We start from the raw sequence: 17,366 nt of genomic DNA, 5'->3' as shown, positions 1-17,366 counted from the left end.
GCATAAAATTTGAAATATGTAATTTCTTCAAGTAGATCACTCCTATAGCTATGACTGTTATCTTTATGATAGCGAAAAAACACTTATCTTACAGTTACAAAGCGCTAACAATGCAAAATCATTTATTACAAATTTTATCCTTATATTTCATTTCTTTGTATAATCTATCGATTCAATAAAAAAAGATGTCATATTGACATCTTTTTAGTGAAGAAGTGACCATCCCATAAAGTCTTCATGTACCTGGCACGCCCTCTTATCGTTTCGATCATATAATTCAGCATAACTATCTGTTTCTTCATCATAAGCCATCGTATAAATAATTTGGCCGTCTATTTCAACGGATAAAACGACTCCACCTTTCATCTCTTCCACATGAATGATAGCATTCGCCGGAATTCTCATATCCGTCATCTTCATCGCATCTAACAATATACTAAACCCCCTACAGCGTATTCATTGCTAGTACTATTACACACTAAATAGTATACTACTGTAATAGCATACATTTCGTCAATGAAATTGCTGTTTAAAAAGCATATTGTCTTTATACATATACGCTAAAATATAAGAAATAGAAATGTTTTAATGGGGGGCTAACATTGATTCTACATAAGGGAGATGTATTATTCCGTCAAGGTGAGGACGGTCCATTATATTTTATAAAAACAGGTTTATTAAAAGTTATTCGGTTAGAAGAAGACGGAACACCATTTTTATTTAATATTATCGTTCCTGGTGAAACGATACCTCACCATTCTTTAATTTCACCGAAGGAATATCACGGTACAGCTATCGCTTTAATGAAAACAGAAGTGGAGCCTATAATTAGCAATGAATGGTACGACAAACTTCAGGCAAATCCTGCATCATATGAAAATATCGCTATACAATTACAATCGAAGTTAAGAATGATGCAACAGCGTATCGATCAATTGACAACTGTCTCTCCTAAAGAGCGCCTTCATCGTTTACAAGAGTGGTTCACCTTATATTTAGGTGACATCCCTATTTATGAAATATTAACACAAACTGAAATTGGTCAGCTCATAGGTGTACGCCGCGAAACAGTTAATCGCTTATTAAGAGAACAAGCAAAAAACGAGGTAAAATAATACCTCGTTTTTTGCTTGGCAACATTAATCTATTGTAAGCTTGCTGCGGGACCGAAAAATTCATAATGAATGTTCTCTTGTTTAACACCCAAATCAATTAATGCAGCATTTATATGCTTCATAAATGGTACTGGACCACAGAAATAAAATTCTGCTTCAGTCGTTGGAATAATAGTTTGTAACCATTCACGTTCAATGAATCCTTCTTGATCAAAATTCTTCATTTCCACATCTTGCTCTGTCGGTGAAGAATAGCAAGTATATGCTTTAACTTGTTCATACTCTTTTTCTACTGTCTCAACATGCTCTTTCATCGCATGTGTATTACTATTTATCGCCGCATGAACAAAGCATACATTACGCTTTGATTCTTGTTCAATTAACGTATTTAACATACTCATCATCGGTGTAATACCTACTCCACCACTAATTAGTACAACAGGTAATGTTGACTCCATATTTAATACGAAATCTCCCGCTGGTGCACTTACTGGTAAGACATCCCCTTCCCCTACATGATCATGTAAGTAATTAGATACTTTACCATCTGGTGTATCTACACCTTTTTCTTTCTTTACACTAATACGATAATATTCTTTTCCTGGAGCATCAGACAAGCTATATTGACGATTATGTGTATATGTCTCACCTTTAATATTTATTTGAATCGTTACATATTGTCCTGGGATGAATGAAGAAACTTTCCCGCCATCTTCAGGTTTTAAATAAAATGATGTAATAACGTCGCTTTCCTTCACTTTTTTAACAATCACAAAGTTGCGGAAATCTTTCCATCCACCTTCTTTATGTGCAGCTTCTTCATACATACCCGCTTCAATGCTAATGAATGCATCAGCAATGACGCCATACGCTTCTCCCCATGCATTTAAAACTTCATCAGGTGCGCCTGCGACCTCTTTAATCGCTCGTAGTAAGCATGTACCTACTATTGGATAATGCTCTGCTTTAATACCTAAACTTCTATGCTTATGACCGATTTGTTTTACAACTGGAATAATAGCTTCTAAATTATCAATGTACATTGCAGCTGCATAAACAGCATTTGCTAATGCTTGTTGTTGTCTTCCTTTTTTCTGGTTCGTATGGTTGAAAATATTCAATAACTCCGGATGTTCCGAAAATAAAATTTGATAAAATCTCGTTGTAATCTCAACGCCTTTTTCTTGTAATAACGGTACTGTTGACTTTACGATTTCAATTGTTTTTGCACTTAACATTGTATCCCACTCCTCTATTTCCTTAACTGTTTTTAGTTTAACTGAATTGTATAATTCATATTGTGATTTTAATCACTATTAACATGGTGTTTTTGTGAAAAATATATGAACAATGCACATATTAAGTAAATTTTAATTAGCCATCATTAATAGTGCTCAAAAAAAAGCTAACTAGAATTCTAGCTAGCCTACTACTTCGTTTGTATTGCTTGTTCAATTACTTGTATATTCTGCCCATCTCCAAACTCGGTATACCCCCATACATTCGTCTCACCTTTATATTTATTTACAAGTATATCCAAGTCATGATATACGCGATGAGCATAGATTACATACTCCATATTCTGAAGCTCCACACCTTTTTTTACAATTTCATAACTTCTATTCACATCGCGTTTTATTTTTTCATTTTTTATTTCTTTATGTATATTTTTTAAAGAGGCTTCTTGCTCTTGAAACCATTGTTTAAAATGTTTCCAATCCCCATCTGTATATTTCTCTGCCTTGCCATAATTCAAGAAATTATTATAACTTTCATGTGTCGTACGAACAAAATCGAGTGTCTTCTTCTTCTCTTGCACCTCTTCTATTTGTGCTACTGTATTTACTCCAGCAGACTTATTCGCATAATATAATAGTACTTTCATAAGACTATAGCTCGCTATTGCCATCACAGTAATAGTTACCAATACACTTAACAATTTCTTCATATACAGAACCCCTTTTCTACTATGAATATTACAATGTACTGTTACACTTGTAACATTCTCTCGTAGAAATGTAATTCCTGTTTAAATCCTCCTTTTCATTTCGACACTATTTTTCTACAAACTTCTCCTTGGTAAATGCTCTTGTAAAACAACATAACCTTCATAAGCTGTATAACCGAGTATAGCCATTAATCCGATATAACAAGCAAATACTGTCCATTTCGTTTTCGTATCGACTTTATAATAATTTTCTTGTTGTTCCTTTTCTGTTTCCCATTCATTTAATTTTCTTTCTGACATTTCAAATGCTTCTCTTATATCAATTGTATGCATTTCTTTTTCATCTTCATATGGGACATAATCAAGTGGCTCAAATTTTGGTAAAAGGTACTCTAGCACTTCAATCTTTTGAAGTTCTCCTGTTTTTAATTCTTTTTCACGTTCTCTTTGTCTTAATACATTCATTTCATGGTGAATCATATAAATCGTTCGATGCACCGCACCAGTTTCTTTTAATTCCTCTTCAAGCCTAGCAGCATATTCTTTCATTCCATCGATTTTATATCCTAATTCCTTAATCGGCTCATCTCTCTTTATTACTCTATATAGTTCCATACAGCCGATAATAAAAATAAATCCTCCTAAAATACTTTTGAAGTAAATAGAATAGCCGAGTAGTAAAACTAGCCCTGCTCCCCAAATTTTCGTGCTTACAACTGAAATTATTCGTCCACCATCTAATGGAGAAACTGGAATTAAGTTAAAGAAATTAATCATACTTCCAAGTAAAATAATAAGCGCCCAAAACGGCTCTTTCGTGATTATATACAGTGGGATCGCGGGTAAAAATGAAAGCAACCCGAAAAGAGGTCCCATATATGCAATGTAAGCTTCATCTTTTGCATTTTTCGGCATCTCTTTCATCCCAATAAGAGCTCCCATAAATGGTATGAAGATTGCTGGCGATGTTGGTATCCCTTTCTTTCTCGCTGCCCATAAATGCCCCATCTCATGTACAAACAATAAATATACGAGTGCTACCCCAAACTTCCAACCATATATGACTGCGTATGCACCAAGCGATAAAAACATACTAAATACTGTTGAAAATTTTGCTAACTTAAAAATTGCAAATACCCATTTTAACTTAGATAGTAAAAATAACCCTATTGCAACGATAACTCCCCATAATCCTTTTTTATTATTTTTCATATTCCTCTCCTTTATCTCGCTTTATTGAGCCATATACACTCATCAAAACTTATTCTTTTTCTCTATTATGACATATTTTTTTCTATTGTTAGAAATAATGTTTATTCCATCCATTTTTAGCCAAAAATAAAAATAAAAGGAGGTAAATACAAATGAAATTACAATCTCTTATGATAGGCGCTCTATCGTTTTTAGCTTCAACTCTTATTTTTTATACCGTCAGCTACGTATTATTATTAGATTGGTTGCCAAATCACTTATTTATAGCCCTTATTATTCTTTCTGCTCTTATGATTTCCTTTCTAATTACACGAAAATCAATGAATGAGCCATCTGCAAAAGCAAAATAATAGAGGGGATCTTTCCCCTCTATTATCATTTCCTAGGAAAGGCCATATAGACTTTATGATTCTTACTGCCCGCTATTTACGGGCAGTAAGGAATCCCACCTCAAAATTCGGCTGGAGCAAAGAATTTAGGTAGGAGTCGTGCTAATAATCAGCGGGGGATGCCCCCGCTGATTAAAATTTCACTTTATCTTTGTAAATTCATTTTTTCACCATACTCTTTAACAATTTGAATAATGTTTTGAAATGCTCCTACTTTTTCTTTCTTACTATTTAATATTTGTAAATCGTGATTATCATAATAGGTTTCTAGTGATTTTAATTGTGATTCTGAAGCATCTTTTATCGGAACAGTAACATTCAACTCATACTGTTTATACCCTTCCTTTACTTTTTCAGCTGAAATTATCTCACTCTCTTTTGCGCCAATTAATTTTTGAACCTTTTCCGGGAAAATTAATTGCAAATAATATTCTTGTTCCTTTGCTAACTTATTATATAGTGATTGTGAAATCGTATAACGTACTGTATAATTCATTTTTTGATCACCTGCTTTAATATGAAACGCAGTAATCTGCATGTCTTTTTTTGTTACTTCCGTTAAAGTACCTACCTGCATCTCATCTTCTTTTTGTTCTGGAATCTTTGGAAAGATAGCCAAAAGCTTTTCCGTATCTTTTTCGTTAAGCATATACATATCTTTCTTATATTGAATCCATCCTCGGCGATCTTCTCCTCTTAACCATGCATAATATGTTTCTTTTTTTCCATCACTACTAATTTGTATTTCATATTCCGGTTCACCAAAACTACCCGTTACTTCTTGTTTTTCCGCTTTGTTTATAATATCCACCACCAACTCCGCATCCATTTTCTTTAAATTTTTTTCTTCTTTACCTTTTTGCATAACAGTTACTTGTAATGGTTCTCTCATTTCATTCACTGTCTCCTCTACTTGTTTCGGTTCTTTCTTTTGCTCGGATTGACCACACGACGCGAGTAAAATAACACATAAAAACATTAAATATTTCCCTTTCAAATCGATTCTCCTTTTCCAATAAGAAATCCTTATAATCCTCATGCATAAAACAAAAACGTTACATTATATAGAATGAGCTATACTATAAACTGAAGGGAGGATTTTACAATGTCCATTAATTTTCATGATGCAAATAATAAGTATACGTATGCAAATCGTAACGCACATATTTCATGGCAGGAAACAATAAACAATATTGTAGATGTACAAAACAAACAAATAATTGATATAGGTTGTGGTGGAGGCATTTATACGAAAGAACTTGCTCTTATGGGAGCCAAAAATGTTGTTGGGCTTGATTTTTCAAAAGAAATATTACAAGCTGCAAAAGAAAATTGTAATACCTTCCCAAACATTTCATTCATTCACGGTGATGCACATAATATCTCATTCCCTAATGAAACATTCGACCTTGTCATTTCTCGTGCAGTCATTCATCATTTGCATGATATTCCCACATTTATACGAGAGGCTTCTCGTATATTAAAAAAAGACGGTCTACTTATTTTACAAGACCGGACCATTGAAGATTGTATAATCCCAGGAAGTCCTGAACACCTTCGTGGATATTTTTTCTCGGTCTTTCCAAAACTCATTGAAACAGAAGCGCAAAGAAGACCAAAAACCACTACTATACAGCAATTATTACAAACATATCCTCTTCAAGCTCTCCCTATTCAAACACAATGGGAAGTACGAAAAGTACATGATTCTGTAGAGGCTTTGCTACAAGATTTATCTCCTCGAACAGGCCGATCCATTCTATATGAACTAACAGATAATGAACTTTCTCAGCTTCTACATCATATCCAAACGGCATTACAAAACGTCTCTCCTATCATCGAAAGAGATCGTTGGACAATTTGGAGCGCGAAAAAATTGTAAGGAAGGAAGCCTCACAAAATAATGTGAGGCTTCCTTCTTTCATAATCTAATTTTGCAACACTCTTGATATCCTCCACTCCTGGCCTGTGCACTTCCACACTTCGGACATACTAAATATCTAGACTGATTTGTCAACAAACTACCTTTTTGAAAGAGTAAAACTTCTGCTTGTTTAAACGAACGCGAATAATATAACCACATAAAACCAATTATAGCAATAATGCCAAATAATACTCCCATCGCAAGCATTTCAGTCACCTCTTTTGGTTTGTTCTTTCCAGCAAGTGGATTGTTGTATTATTCTCTGCAAATTCAAACAATTCCTTCCTTACTCCTATAAATATCGATTTTCTCCATAAACTTTACAATTCTCTATAATGTTTTACAGCATTTTTACAAATAGTATTAACCCTTATATTCTCAGCTATATTTCTACAGGAAAGTGTATTTCTCAAAAAATATGTTGACTTTCTAAAAAAAACATGTAAAAATGTTGTCAGAATACTTGAATAAAAATTCATTGACGAGAACGAGTATGTTATAGAGCTGTTCCCCAGAGAGTTGGTATTTTGCTGAAAGCCAACGCTCAGTTCGTAACCGAAAATCATCTCCGAGAAGTAGAACCGAATGCTAAAGTAAGTTCTTACCGGTCGTCCCCCGTTACAAGGAACACGTATCATGTTGTACGTTGTAAAGCCGTATACATATAGATATATTTCTACATGTATAAATTAGGGTGGTATCGCGGGTAAATATAACTCGTCCCTTTCTTAAGGGACGAGTTTTTTGTGTTCTTACAATGAATTTACAAAAAAGGAGAAAAAAAACAATGAACACTGTATCAAAAAAACATGTTTTTTTCACAGGTCTTATGCTGTTTTCTTTATTTTTTGGAGCAGGAAATTTAATTTTCCCTCCAATGCTTGGACAAAATGCTGGTGAAAACTTTTGGCCAGCAATGATTGGTTTTTTACTAACAGGAGTCGGCTTACCACTACTTACTGTTATCGCTATTTCTCTATCAGGAAATGGAATGCAACAACTTGCGAGTCATGTTCACCCATTATTCGGAATATTCTTTACGGTAGTTGTATACATTGCAATCGGTCCATCTATGGGCATCCCACGTGTTGCTAATGTCGCTTATGAAATGGGAATTAGTTCTTTCTTACCAGAAACTATTCGCTCTAGCAGCCTAACGCTATTTTTATACACAGTCATCTTCTTTGCTATCGTATTTTGGCTTAGTTTAAATCCTTCTAAACTCGTCGATCGTATCGGAAGCGTATTAACACCTATTTTATTACTCTCTATTTTCTTATTATTCTTTAAGAGTGTATTTTCACCACTTGGGCAATCAGGACCAGCAATGCAAGAGTATCAAACTTCTCCAGTTTTCAAAGGTTTTATGGAAGGATACTTAACGATGGATACCATTTCAGCGCTTGCATTTGGAATTATCGTTGTAAATGCAATTCGCTCAAAAGGTGTGAATGACCGCAAATCAATTGCCATCGCAACAACAAAAGCAGGACTTATTGCCGCTACTGGTCTCGTACTTGTATATGGTGCACTTGGCTGGCTCGGTACAACTAGTGTCTCTCTCGGATACGCAACAAACGGCGGACAGCTACTTACCATTATCGTACAACAATTACTCGGTCCATATGGTCTAATTCTATTATCTCTTATCGTTACACTCGCTTGCTTAACAACATGTATTGGACTTGTATCTGCATGCAGTCAATACTTCTCAACATTATTAACAAAATTTTCATACACAACGTTAGCAAGTGTCATTTGCACATTAGGATTATTAGTTGCCAACTTAGGTTTAACAAAAATTATCGCAATCTCTGTTCCTATTTTACTTGTTGTATATCCAATTGCGATTGTACTCGTATTACTATCATTACTTCATAAATATTTCGGTGGATATCGTTCTGTTTATGTAGGTGCGTTAATTGGTTCTGCAGTTGTGAGCGTATTTGATGGATTAAAACAAGGGAATATTCCTGTTTCATCTATCACATCTTATTTCGAGTTTATTCCATTATATAATGAAGGAATCGGCTGGTTAGTACCAGCATTAGTTGGGGCTATTATCGGTTTTGCTATCGCAAAATTAAGTGGCGCCAAAGCAGTACCATTAACGGATCATTCATCTGAATCGAAAGTATCATAAAAAAACTCCCATTTCGGGAGTTTTTTACATTTGATAAGAAGTATGATTAAAGCTACTTACTTTATAAGCTTTCGTATAGTAATCAATATTCGTATCCACTGTTTCTACTTTTACAACATCATAGCAATCTTCTTGCTTCACTAGAAATAAATAATATTCTTCTGTTGCCTCAATAATTGCAATACGATCTGTTTCAATATCATATTGTTCACAAAGTGCTTGCAACGCATTCACATAGTTGCCTAATTTTTTCGTTTCATCCATTCCAAATATCGTTTGAACTAACATACACTCTCTCCCCTTTGTATGTACTGTTAACACCTTAATGATAACGCTTACATTAATAACCGTCAATAAAAAGCTTTGACCATATATAGTCAAAGCTTCCTTCTTATTTCGTCAATTGGTGTCTAAACGCATAAATAACCGCCTGTGTCCGGTCACTTACATTTAGCTTATTTAATATATTACTCACATGTGTCTTTACTGTTTTAAGGGCAATAAACAACTCATCTGCAATCTCTTGATTACTTTTCCCCTCTGCAATTAATAACAAAATTTCAGACTCTCTTTCTGTTAACTCCTCATGCAAAGGTTGTTCTTTCTTCTGACGCATACGAGACATCATTTTGCCAGTAACTTTCGGCTCTAATACCGTTTCCCCATCATAAGTAGCTCTTACAGCATCTGCAATATCACTCGCTCTTGATGTTTTTAATAAATAACTTGTCGCCCCCGCCTCAATAACAGGATATAACTTTTCATCATCTAAAAAGCTCGTGACAACTACAATTTTCGCTTCTGGCCATTCTTGAATAATAGCACGTGTCGCTTCAACCCCATCCATCTCATCCATAACAAGGTCCATTAAAATAATATCCGGTCTTAATTGCAACGCTAACTCTGAACCTTTTCTTCCATTTTCAGCTTCTCCAACTACTTCAATATCTGGCTGCGTTGATAAATATGCTGATACACCCATTCGAACCATTTCATGATCATCAACTAGTAATACTTTTATCATGATTCTCCCCCTCTCTCAATCATAATAGGTACTTTCACTTCTATTTGCGTACCTTTATTCGGAAAACTAAGAACTTTTAATGTACCACCAATTTCATGAACTCGCTCTTGCATTGACCTTAAACCATATGAACCAGCCTTATTAACACCAACTTTAAACCCAACACCGTCATCAATAATTTTCAAAATCGCATATTGATCAATTTTCCGAAGGCGTACTTCGGTTTTCTTTGCCTTCGCATGCCGTAAAGTATTAGACAGCGCCTCTTGTACAATACGGAATAAATGATCCTCTACACCTTTTTTTAATTGAATCGGTTCAATTAACCATTCAATTTTCATATGTTGCTTTCTAGACAGTTCTGTTAATAATTCTTCTATACCCTCTGTTAGTTTCTTACCTTCTAACTGCACTGGGCGTAAATGAAGGAGTAATGCTCTCATTTCTGATTGTGCATTTACAACCATATTCTCAACAAGCTGCAACTGTTTTTTCGTCGTATCTGGAATTTCAGCTGCTTGCTCATTAATGGCTGACATCATCATCGACATTGCAAAAAGCTGCTGACTTACAGAATCGTGCAGCTCTCTCGCTAATCGGTGCCTTTCTTGAGAAATCGCTTCTTGTCTCATCTCTTCATTCCAATGGGCTCGTTCATTCGTTACTTTTTGAAATAGCCCAGCTTGCTCCTCTAAGCGACGAGCAAGACCAATTACTTTTCGTTCCACTTCATGAAATTCATCGTCCGCAGTAAATGAAACATCACTCGGAAAATTCCCTCGCTCTACTTCAAATAGAAAAGTATTTAATCCTTGTATACGCTGTTCTATATAATAACCGATTGCATATCCTACAATTCCTCCGATAAGAAGACTCGTACTCATAATAAACAAGCCAATTGGAACAGAAGCAATGGATTCTTTCCAGAGTAAATCATAAACTTGTTGCTCGCTTTTCCATACATATACAATTGTACAAATAAGTGCGATACTCACAGAGGACAACATAGAATAACGAATATACATCCACGAAATATTCCTTTGTTTTTTCATTATACTTTCCTCACTTCCGTATCGCCTACGACAAGCGAAGAAATAATTTTAATACGACGAGGGGCTTCTTTATACTGTTCTGTTCTAAACGTAACATTACGGTTAAATCCAGTTTCTTCGTGTCCTGGCAGGAGCACTCGCCCAACAATAACAGAATGATTTAAAGACAATTCAATATCATATGGTACATATAAGCGAATATTACCAATGACGCCCCGAATCACAATAACTGTTTCTCCCTCTGGAATCATAGCAGTTGTTAAATCAATCTCGACGTCACAAGCACCATATTGGACGTTAATATCCTCTATTTCATAAATATGATCCATCATTCGTACATTACCTACAAACATATTTTTTATATACGGTTCTGTACGATATATTTGTTTTTCTTCATTTATATATCCCTTTTCTTTAATTTCAACTTTCATCGCTTTTTGCCGATGTCCTTGTTGAATAAGTTGATAACCAATTAAAGCTAAACAAGCAAACACAACAAGTACGAATGCCGCTGATGAAAATAAGAAGAATAAGAAGACAATACCACCGACAAATAAAAATACATTCCCTCTTACATAACGGTTCTTCTTTCGATAATGTCTTCCAAACATAATCATAATAAATGCAAATATTAGACCACCTGGTTCAAAATGTCCAAGTATCATATCAAGAAAAAGACCGAATCCAAATATGATGAGGAGCATCCCCATAAATTGTGTTTTTGAAAATTGCTTCTTCATTTCAGCTCCCCCCTCCTTGTCACATATACATAGAAGAAAAGGCATTGCTTTCCAACACCTTTTCTCCTATCACTATATCATAAGCCTGTTTTATTATATACTACAATTATTTTGTTACTTCTTTCGTTAACGATACTTCATTTTTCTCTTTCATTTCACTCTCTAGTTTTGCAATTTTCATATCAAATGTATCACGCTCATGCTCTTCATTTATACGAAGCTCTATGTCACGAATGTGATCTTCAATTTCTTCGAATCGTAAGAACGGATTATTTTCATCCATTTTATGCATAGCAGTATTCATACGGCGGTTTGCATGCGCCATATTTTCACGTGCCATTAATTCCATACGCTTTGCGTTCATTTCTTTTAATTTATTTTTCATTTCTGAAAGACGACGCTCTAACTCATCAATTTGCTCTACAACACCAGCATACATTTCTTCTAAGCGAGTTACTTGCCCTTCATAATACGCTACTTCTTCTAATGCACGTTCATGCAATTGCAATTCGCCTGCTTCTTGTGCGATGATAGCTTGCTTTGATCTTTTATTAACGAAATAACGTGCTTGCTCAAGCTCACGAGCGAAGTTAGATTTTAATGTTTTATGACGCTGAATTAACTTCTCAATTTTTGTTATTTCACGCTCACTATCGCGTAAATATTGGTTTAACATAGCAATTGGATTTTTTCTTTCTTTCTCATCTAACACATTATGAAAATCAGCTAAAATTGCATCGCGTACACGTCCGAATAAAGATTGTTTCATTATAATCTTCCTCTCTTCTACTTTATAATTTGATTTATTTTATATTAGTTTTTCATTAACTTGTTCCACTCATCTTCAAAGTTGCTATATGGTTTAGCACTTTCTGGAGCAGAATCAACAACTACATTTTTTCCTTTTTTCCACTCACGGTATCCGTAGTATAAAACTACTAATGCTGCGATACCGATTAATGCTGGGGAATGAGAAAGTGCAATGGACAAACCGATTAAACCAACAATACCCCAAGCTAACTTTCCAAAGAATGATTTAGCTCGCACAAATGATTTATAGCTCCAGTACACAACTCCTGCTCCAATGGCGAATCCTACAATACCAGCAAGACTACCAAGAGCAATTAAAGCCAAAATACCGGCTGCGATAAACGCTAGAAATTGTTTCATCTTGTGCTTGCCTCCCTTCGATTTGATACTCTTATCTTAACTATTTTTTCATTTTTTCATAACGAGCTTAAGAACCGTTTTTAACTCAGACTTAAGACTGAGTTAAATTCAGCCTTTTGCAAAACGAACATGTATGCGATGCGTATAGATACAGAAAAATTCTTATTCAATAACGGATGAAAATCTCAACTTGCGCGTCCAAAAAATTAGCAATACATACAAACGTTTATTAAATTACATTAAATATATTATTAAGAAAATTATGTTAAAATAAATCAGAAGGCTACATTTAAATTAAAGGGGATATATCATGAATTTACACATTACGAAAGAAATCAATACCGCCGCTAAAAACTATATAAACAATCAGCTTTATGAATATAATTTAAAGCACTTTCCATCTGATTTAAGAGACAGATACTTAGAGATTCATTTATTTCTTAAAGATGAAAATGGTAAAATATGCGGGGGAATATTAGGTGAAGTCTGTTGGAATTGGTTAGAGATTCACTCTTTTATCATCGATGAAGATATACGTGCATTAGGGTATGGAACTAAACTGTTATTAGAAGTAGAAAAAATCGCTTCAGAAAGAAATTGTGATTTTATAAAAGTTGACACTTTAAGCTTTCAAGCATTAGATTTCTATAAAAAATATGGTTATAAAGAGTATGGTATCCTCGATAATGTAGGAAGAGATTATAAACACTACTATTTGAAAAAGGATTTATAAATAATAAAAAACGCTCAGAGAATGTTCTCCGAGCGTTTTCAACTGCTAATAATAAATGTCTCTTTATGTTATGCAGTTTTATGATACTCTTTTTTTTCCGCCACTTTAGAAAATCTCGGGAAACCAATTAATATAGAAATGATTCCACATACTCCAACTAAAATTGGATAAAATGCATATGGTAACAATTCGACCGGAGATAACGCAGCAAATCCTGCCGCTGTTAACATTTGAGCACCATATGGGATTAACCCCTGTACACAGCAAGAGAAAAGATCCAGTACACTCGCTGATTTACGGGGATCAATTTCATACTGATCCGCAATTTTTTTCGCAAGCGGACCTGTAAAAATGATAGAGATTGTATTGTTTGCTGTACACACATTCGTCATACTCACTAAGCCAGCAATACCAAACTCCGCTCCTTTTTTCGAACGAATATTACGTGTTAAAAGATTCATTAAATATTGAATGCCACCATTATACTGGATAAGTTCAACCATACCACCGATTAAAATGGCAAGTAACACTAACTCCATCATACCGCCCATTCCAGTCGTTACACTTTTAAAGAAACTCTCTAACGTATAACTTCCATCTATAAGACCGATAACACCAGATAGTACCGTTCCACCGGTTAATACAATAAGTACATTCCAGCCAAGTAGCGCTGTAACAAGTACACCTGCATATGGTAAAATCTTCACCCAATCAAATGTATGAGCTTTAATTTCTGTATCATTACCTAAAGTAATCATTACTAATATTACAATTGTAATGACTGCAGCTGGCAATACAATTAAAAAATTCGTTTTAAACTTATCTTTCATTTCTGTTCCTTGCGAACGAACAGCAGCAATTGTCGTATCAGAAATAAATGATAAATTATCACCAAACATCGCTCCACCCACAACAGTAGCCATCGTAAGCGCAATTGAGATATCTGTTTGCCCACTAATACCTACAGCAATCGGTGCTAATGCAGCAATTGTTCCCATTGAAGTTCCCATCGCTAATGAAATAAATGCCCCTATAACAAAAATTCCAGCAACGATAAATCCTTGGGGTAAAATAGATAACGCTAAGTTAACAGTGGAATCAACTCCGCCCATTCCTTTTGCTGTTTCAGAAAACGCCCCTGCAAGTACAAAAATTAATACCATAATCATAATATCAGGGTTTCCTGCACCTTTAGCAAATCGTTCTACTTTCACATTAAAGCTTTCCTTACGATTCATCACTAAAGCAATTCCTACAGCAATCATAATCGCTACGAGTATCGGCAATTTATAAAAATCACCTGTAATAATCCCAGAACCAATAAATAGCGCCAAAAATATTCCAAGTGGTAATAAAGCTAAACCATTTCCTCTCGTTTCTTTCAAAGTATCATCTCTCCCTAGTTTTCAACCTTTTCTAATTAACAACAAAAGACCTCTTCCGACGAGAAGAGGTCTTATACATCTATAAGAAACACTCTTCTCATTTTTCAAGCACACGCTTGCTGGATTTGGCACAGCACTCTGAAATCGAGTCCGCTGCCGAGGCATCGTAGGGCCAGTCCCTCCGCCTCTCTTTATAAGAAGGTTTCATATTTATTTTTTAATAATAATTTCTTTCCTAACTTTACTCGCTTACAAAACAAAAGTCAATTATTTTTTGTATAGATTTTTTTGGTAATTATGCGAAAATATGAATAAACCAATCATTTTAACTTTTCGATTTCTTTATCCAATATTGAGATCCAATAAAATTTTCTATTTTTTATCGTCGCGATAATCCATTTTGTTGTATTCCATGCTAACTCATATTCTTCTTTTGTAACATCACCAATTTTATAGGCATCCTCTAACTCGTCTTCATCCAGTACATAGATCTCACCGTTCGGTAACAATACTACATCTAAATATAAATCATCAAAATAAGGTAAACCACGCTCGTCTATTTTATATTCTTTCGTCACGTCGATATAATATTGTACTAATTGTTTTTGATTGTCTAACATAGCTGTAATTGCAAAGTTTTCCCCGTTTATAAAATATTGCATCCATGTATACCCATCACCTGCAATGCAAAGCTGTTTACCATTGTATTCTTTATAACTAGGTTCTCTCACTTTTTTTATGTCCAGTATTCCTAACATTCCATCCTCTACTTGCTTAACCCTATAATCCTTCTCTATTAGTCGCTTCCACGAAGAACCGTCACCATATTTACGTTTCATTACGTCCGCTCCTCTTCTATATATAGAAAAGCCCCCACATATTATGTGAGAGCTTGTTCATATTATAATTAAGCTGCTTGACCCTTTTCAGATATCTCTTTTAAATAGGCTTGTCCTTTTTCAGCGTCATATTGACCTTCCCACTTAGACATAACTACAGCCGCTAAAGAGTTACCTACAACGTTAACTGCTGTACGAGCCATATCAAGAATACGGTCAATACCTGCAATAAACGCTAAACCTTCAGCTGGAATACCTACTGTACCAAGTGTTGCTAATAATACAACGAATGATACGCCCGGTACACCCGCGATACCTTTTGATGTAACCATTAATACAAGTAATAACGTAATTTGTTGTGTAATGGATAATTCAATACCGTACATTTGCGCTAAGAAAATTGCCGCAATTGCTTGATATAAAGTTGATCCATCTAAGTTAAATGAATAACCTGTTGGAATAACGAAAGATGTAATTGCTTTCGGACAACCGAATTTCTCCATTTTCTCCATAATTCTCGGTAAAACCGTTTCTGAACTTGCTGTAGAATACGCTAAGATCAGCTCGTCTTTTAAAATCTTAAAGAATTGGAAAATGTTTATTCCAAATATTTTCGCTGTAAGTCCTAATACAACTACAACGAAGAAGATCATTGCTCCGTATACTACAATGAGTAATTTCCCTAATGGAATTAATGAAGCTAATCCGAATGTAGAAACTGTAACACCAATTAATGCGAATACACCAAATGGTGCAAACTTCATAACTTGGTTCGTTACATAAAACATTGCATCTGCTACACCTTGGAAAAATTGTAGAACTGGTTTACCACGCTCACCAATTGCTGCTACACCTAAACCAAATAATACCGAGAAGAAGATAATAGCAAGCATATCACCTTCAGCTAATGATTTCATAATGTTCGTCGGAACAATATTTACAAACGTATCCGCGAACGAATGACTTTGTACTTGCTCTGTCGTATGTGTATATTTAGAAATATCTGTTTTTGTTAACTTATCCATATCAACGCCTTTTCCAGGTTGGAAAATGTTTGCTATTAATAAACCAACAACAATTGCAAGTGTTGTAATAATTTCAAAGTAAATAATTGTTTTTCCGCCTAGTCGACCTAACTTTTTAATATCGCCAACACCAGCAACCCCAACAACAATACTCGCTACAACAATCGGTACAACAATCATCTTAATTAATCGGATGAAAATATCACCAATTGGTTGTAAGTACTTCACCACTTCCTGATTGCCAAAGAAAATCGCCCCAACTGTAATACCAAGCGCAAGTCCTATTAAAATTTGCCATGCAAGTCCTATTCTTTTCATACTTGTGGTAACCCCCTCTTCGATGTGTCACTCTATCTCTCATTCTATCTCTATAAAACTTGAAATTAAGAGTATTACATATTATTCGACAATTCACTACATTTTGTCCCTGTTGAAAATCATAAATCAAAATTTAAAATCTGACAACAAAATAAGTTTGCACGAATGCAAATAATTTTCTTGACAAAAACAAACTCCATGTCAGAAAACCTCACATGAAATCGATTCCTTACTAGTGATTGATAGGTTTTTAAAATACTGTTTCATTATGGAAAACTCCATCATTTCCCATGTTTTTTTAAAAAATATAGAAATTGATATCTTTTTCTATACATTCAAGAATTTTAAC

20 protein-coding genes, 1 riboswitch and 1 other annotated feature are annotated in these 17,366 nt (G+C 34.6%); of the genes, 5 read left to right on the top strand and 15 right to left on the bottom strand.

Going from position 1 to position 17,366, the window contains the following annotated elements:
* Nucleotides 1-204: 204 nt before the first annotated feature.
* Entirely contained in the window at nucleotides 205-432 is a 228-nt protein-coding gene (locus NSQ08_RS05960) for a hypothetical protein (RefSeq protein ID WP_000883004.1), read from the bottom strand.
* A gap of 170 nt (nucleotides 433-602) precedes the next feature.
* On the opposite strand from NSQ08_RS05960, the gene NSQ08_RS05955 reads away from it, so the two are divergent.
* Nucleotides 603-1,115 (top strand): Crp/Fnr family transcriptional regulator, encoded by a 513-nt coding sequence (locus NSQ08_RS05955; protein ID WP_002149445.1) that lies wholly within the window; start codon nucleotides 603-605, stop codon nucleotides 1,113-1,115.
* 29 nt (nucleotides 1,116-1,144) lie between these two features.
* Here NSQ08_RS05955 and hmpA read toward each other — a convergent pair whose 3' ends face one another.
* The 3 genes from hmpA to NSQ08_RS05940 form a co-directional block, all read right to left on the bottom strand.
* The gene (hmpA, locus tag NSQ08_RS05950) at nucleotides 1,145-2,353 is read right to left on the bottom strand and encodes an NO-inducible flavohemoprotein (protein ID WP_002126349.1); all 1,209 of its coding nucleotides are present in this window, start codon (nucleotides 2,351-2,353) and stop codon (nucleotides 1,145-1,147) included.
* Nucleotides 2,354-2,544: 191 nt separating this feature from the next.
* Nucleotides 2,545-3,063 (bottom strand): hypothetical protein, encoded by a 519-nt coding sequence (locus tag NSQ08_RS05945; protein ID WP_061688841.1) that lies wholly within the window; start codon nucleotides 3,061-3,063, stop codon nucleotides 2,545-2,547.
* Between the two features lie 114 nt (nucleotides 3,064-3,177).
* On the bottom strand, nucleotides 3,178-4,275 hold the full coding sequence (locus NSQ08_RS05940) for a site-2 protease family protein (RefSeq protein WP_340772457.1): 1,098 nt from the start codon (nucleotides 4,273-4,275) through the stop codon (nucleotides 3,178-3,180).
* Nucleotides 4,276-4,427: 152 nt separating this feature from the next.
* On the opposite strand from NSQ08_RS05940, the gene NSQ08_RS05935 reads away from it, so the two are divergent.
* Nucleotides 4,428-4,625: a hypothetical protein gene (locus tag NSQ08_RS05935; RefSeq protein ID WP_000776287.1), complete on the top strand. Its 198-nt coding sequence runs from the start codon at nucleotides 4,428-4,430 to the stop codon at nucleotides 4,623-4,625.
* A gap of 184 nt (nucleotides 4,626-4,809) precedes the next feature.
* On the opposite strand, the gene NSQ08_RS05930 is transcribed toward NSQ08_RS05935, so the two are convergent.
* Complete coding sequence (locus NSQ08_RS05930; protein WP_002011668.1) at nucleotides 4,810-5,661, bottom strand: hypothetical protein; 852 nt, start codon at nucleotides 5,659-5,661, stop codon at nucleotides 4,810-4,812.
* Nucleotides 5,662-5,769: 108 nt separating this feature from the next.
* Here NSQ08_RS05930 and NSQ08_RS05925 point away from each other — a divergent pair, with 108 nt between their 5' ends.
* Nucleotides 5,770-6,546 (top strand): class I SAM-dependent methyltransferase, encoded by a 777-nt coding sequence (locus NSQ08_RS05925; protein WP_002030704.1) that lies wholly within the window; start codon nucleotides 5,770-5,772, stop codon nucleotides 6,544-6,546.
* A gap of 39 nt (nucleotides 6,547-6,585) precedes the next feature.
* Here the strand turns inward: NSQ08_RS05925 and NSQ08_RS05920 are convergent, their stop codons facing one another.
* The gene (locus NSQ08_RS05920) at nucleotides 6,586-6,795 is read right to left on the bottom strand and encodes a hypothetical protein (protein WP_000880630.1); all 210 of its coding nucleotides are present in this window, start codon (nucleotides 6,793-6,795) and stop codon (nucleotides 6,586-6,588) included.
* A gap of 262 nt (nucleotides 6,796-7,057) precedes the next feature.
* Nucleotides 7,058-7,316: a binding site (T-box leader), on the top strand.
* A gap of 59 nt (nucleotides 7,317-7,375) precedes the next feature.
* On the opposite strand from NSQ08_RS05920, the gene brnQ3 reads away from it, so the two are divergent.
* Complete coding sequence (brnQ3, locus tag NSQ08_RS05915; RefSeq protein WP_340772448.1) at nucleotides 7,376-8,731, top strand: branched-chain amino acid transport system II carrier protein BrnQ3; 1,356 nt, start codon at nucleotides 7,376-7,378, stop codon at nucleotides 8,729-8,731.
* Between the two features lie 24 nt (nucleotides 8,732-8,755).
* Here the strand turns inward: brnQ3 and NSQ08_RS05910 are convergent, their stop codons facing one another.
* The 6 genes from NSQ08_RS05910 to NSQ08_RS05885 form a co-directional block, all read right to left on the bottom strand.
* On the bottom strand, nucleotides 8,756-9,112 hold the full coding sequence (locus NSQ08_RS05910) for a DUF3992 domain-containing protein (RefSeq protein ID WP_002193226.1): 357 nt from the start codon (nucleotides 9,110-9,112) through the stop codon (nucleotides 8,756-8,758).
* A 10-nt stretch (nucleotides 9,113-9,122) separates the two neighbouring features.
* Nucleotides 9,123-9,755 carry a response regulator gene (locus NSQ08_RS05905; protein WP_000598709.1) on the bottom strand — a complete coding sequence of 211 codons (633 nt, stop codon included), beginning with the start codon at nucleotides 9,753-9,755 and terminating at the stop codon, nucleotides 9,123-9,125.
* The gene (locus NSQ08_RS05900; RefSeq protein WP_002011673.1) at nucleotides 9,752-10,807 is read right to left on the bottom strand and encodes a sensor histidine kinase; all 1,056 of its coding nucleotides are present in this window, start codon (nucleotides 10,805-10,807) and stop codon (nucleotides 9,752-9,754) included. The genes NSQ08_RS05905 and NSQ08_RS05900 overlap by 4 nt, the downstream gene beginning before the upstream one ends.
* The gene (liaF, locus tag NSQ08_RS05895) at nucleotides 10,807-11,547 is read right to left on the bottom strand and encodes a cell wall-active antibiotics response protein LiaF (RefSeq protein WP_002126337.1); all 741 of its coding nucleotides are present in this window, start codon (nucleotides 11,545-11,547) and stop codon (nucleotides 10,807-10,809) included. Before liaF ends, NSQ08_RS05900 begins: the two co-directional genes overlap by 1 nt.
* Nucleotides 11,548-11,653: 106 nt before the next feature.
* Nucleotides 11,654-12,316: a PspA/IM30 family protein gene (locus NSQ08_RS05890; RefSeq protein WP_002011675.1), complete on the bottom strand. Its 663-nt coding sequence runs from the start codon at nucleotides 12,314-12,316 to the stop codon at nucleotides 11,654-11,656.
* 44 nt (nucleotides 12,317-12,360) lie between these two features.
* Entirely contained in the window at nucleotides 12,361-12,717 is a 357-nt protein-coding gene (locus tag NSQ08_RS05885) for a lmo0954 family membrane protein (protein WP_002011676.1), read from the bottom strand.
* A 310-nt stretch (nucleotides 12,718-13,027) separates the two neighbouring features.
* Here NSQ08_RS05885 and NSQ08_RS05880 point away from each other — a divergent pair, with 310 nt between their 5' ends.
* Nucleotides 13,028-13,450 (top strand): GNAT family N-acetyltransferase, encoded by a 423-nt coding sequence (locus tag NSQ08_RS05880; RefSeq protein ID WP_078175633.1) that lies wholly within the window; start codon nucleotides 13,028-13,030, stop codon nucleotides 13,448-13,450.
* Between the two features lie 68 nt (nucleotides 13,451-13,518).
* Here NSQ08_RS05880 and NSQ08_RS05875 read toward each other — a convergent pair whose 3' ends face one another.
* From NSQ08_RS05875 to gltP, 3 genes are all read right to left on the bottom strand, one after another.
* Nucleotides 13,519-14,835 (bottom strand): Na+/H+ antiporter NhaC family protein, encoded by a 1,317-nt coding sequence (locus tag NSQ08_RS05875; RefSeq protein ID WP_078175632.1) that lies wholly within the window; start codon nucleotides 14,833-14,835, stop codon nucleotides 13,519-13,521.
* A gap of 94 nt (nucleotides 14,836-14,929) precedes the next feature.
* A riboswitch (SAM riboswitch) is annotated at nucleotides 14,930-15,035 on the bottom strand.
* A 120-nt stretch (nucleotides 15,036-15,155) separates the two neighbouring features.
* Nucleotides 15,156-15,674 carry a DUF402 domain-containing protein gene (locus NSQ08_RS05870; RefSeq protein ID WP_002030693.1) on the bottom strand — a complete coding sequence of 173 codons (519 nt, stop codon included), beginning with the start codon at nucleotides 15,672-15,674 and terminating at the stop codon, nucleotides 15,156-15,158.
* A 68-nt stretch (nucleotides 15,675-15,742) separates the two neighbouring features.
* A complete protein-coding gene (gltP, locus tag NSQ08_RS05865) occupies nucleotides 15,743-17,017 on the bottom strand; it encodes a glutamate/aspartate:proton symporter GltP (RefSeq protein WP_340772427.1) in 1,275 nt (424 codons plus the stop codon).
* Nucleotides 17,018-17,366: the final 349 nt, after the last annotated feature.

Source organism: Bacillus sp. FSL E2-8887 (assembly GCF_038007205.1).
Taxonomy (GTDB): domain Bacteria; phylum Bacillota; class Bacilli; order Bacillales; family Bacillaceae_G; genus Bacillus_A; species Bacillus_A mycoides.
Note: the sequence above shows the minus strand (reverse complement) of the source record. Positions and strands in the feature narration are given on the sequence as shown.

Coding starts and splice junctions, on each gene's coding strand:
- hmpA (WP_002126349.1), bottom strand. CDS start 2,353: ATGTTAAGTGCAAAAACAATTGAAATCGTAAAGTCAACAGTACCGTTA.
- NSQ08_RS05945 (WP_061688841.1), bottom strand. CDS start 3,063: ATGAAGAAATTGTTAAGTGTATTGGTAACTATTACTGTGATGGCAATA.
- NSQ08_RS05940 (WP_340772457.1), bottom strand. CDS start 4,275: ATGAAAAATAATAAAAAAGGATTATGGGGAGTTATCGTTGCAATAGGG.
- NSQ08_RS05935 (WP_000776287.1), top strand. CDS start 4,428: ATGAAATTACAATCTCTTATGATAGGCGCTCTATCGTTTTTAGCTTCA.
- NSQ08_RS05925 (WP_002030704.1), top strand. CDS start 5,770: ATGTCCATTAATTTTCATGATGCAAATAATAAGTATACGTATGCAAAT.
- NSQ08_RS05920 (WP_000880630.1), bottom strand. CDS start 6,795: ATGCTTGCGATGGGAGTATTATTTGGCATTATTGCTATAATTGGTTTT.
- brnQ3 (WP_340772448.1), top strand. CDS start 7,376: ATGAACACTGTATCAAAAAAACATGTTTTTTTCACAGGTCTTATGCTG.
- NSQ08_RS05905 (WP_000598709.1), bottom strand. CDS start 9,755: ATGATAAAAGTATTACTAGTTGATGATCATGAAATGGTTCGAATGGGT.
- NSQ08_RS05900 (WP_002011673.1), bottom strand. CDS start 10,807: ATGAAAAAACAAAGGAATATTTCGTGGATGTATATTCGTTATTCTATG.
- liaF (WP_002126337.1), bottom strand. CDS start 11,547: ATGAAGAAGCAATTTTCAAAAACACAATTTATGGGGATGCTCCTCATC.
- NSQ08_RS05890 (WP_002011675.1), bottom strand. CDS start 12,316: ATGAAACAATCTTTATTCGGACGTGTACGCGATGCAATTTTAGCTGAT.
- NSQ08_RS05885 (WP_002011676.1), bottom strand. CDS start 12,717: ATGAAACAATTTCTAGCGTTTATCGCAGCCGGTATTTTGGCTTTAATT.
- NSQ08_RS05880 (WP_078175633.1), top strand. CDS start 13,028: ATGAATTTACACATTACGAAAGAAATCAATACCGCCGCTAAAAACTAT.
- NSQ08_RS05870 (WP_002030693.1), bottom strand. CDS start 15,674: ATGAAACGTAAATATGGTGACGGTTCTTCGTGGAAGCGACTAATAGAG.
- gltP (WP_340772427.1), bottom strand. CDS start 17,017: ATGAAAAGAATAGGACTTGCATGGCAAATTTTAATAGGACTTGCGCTT.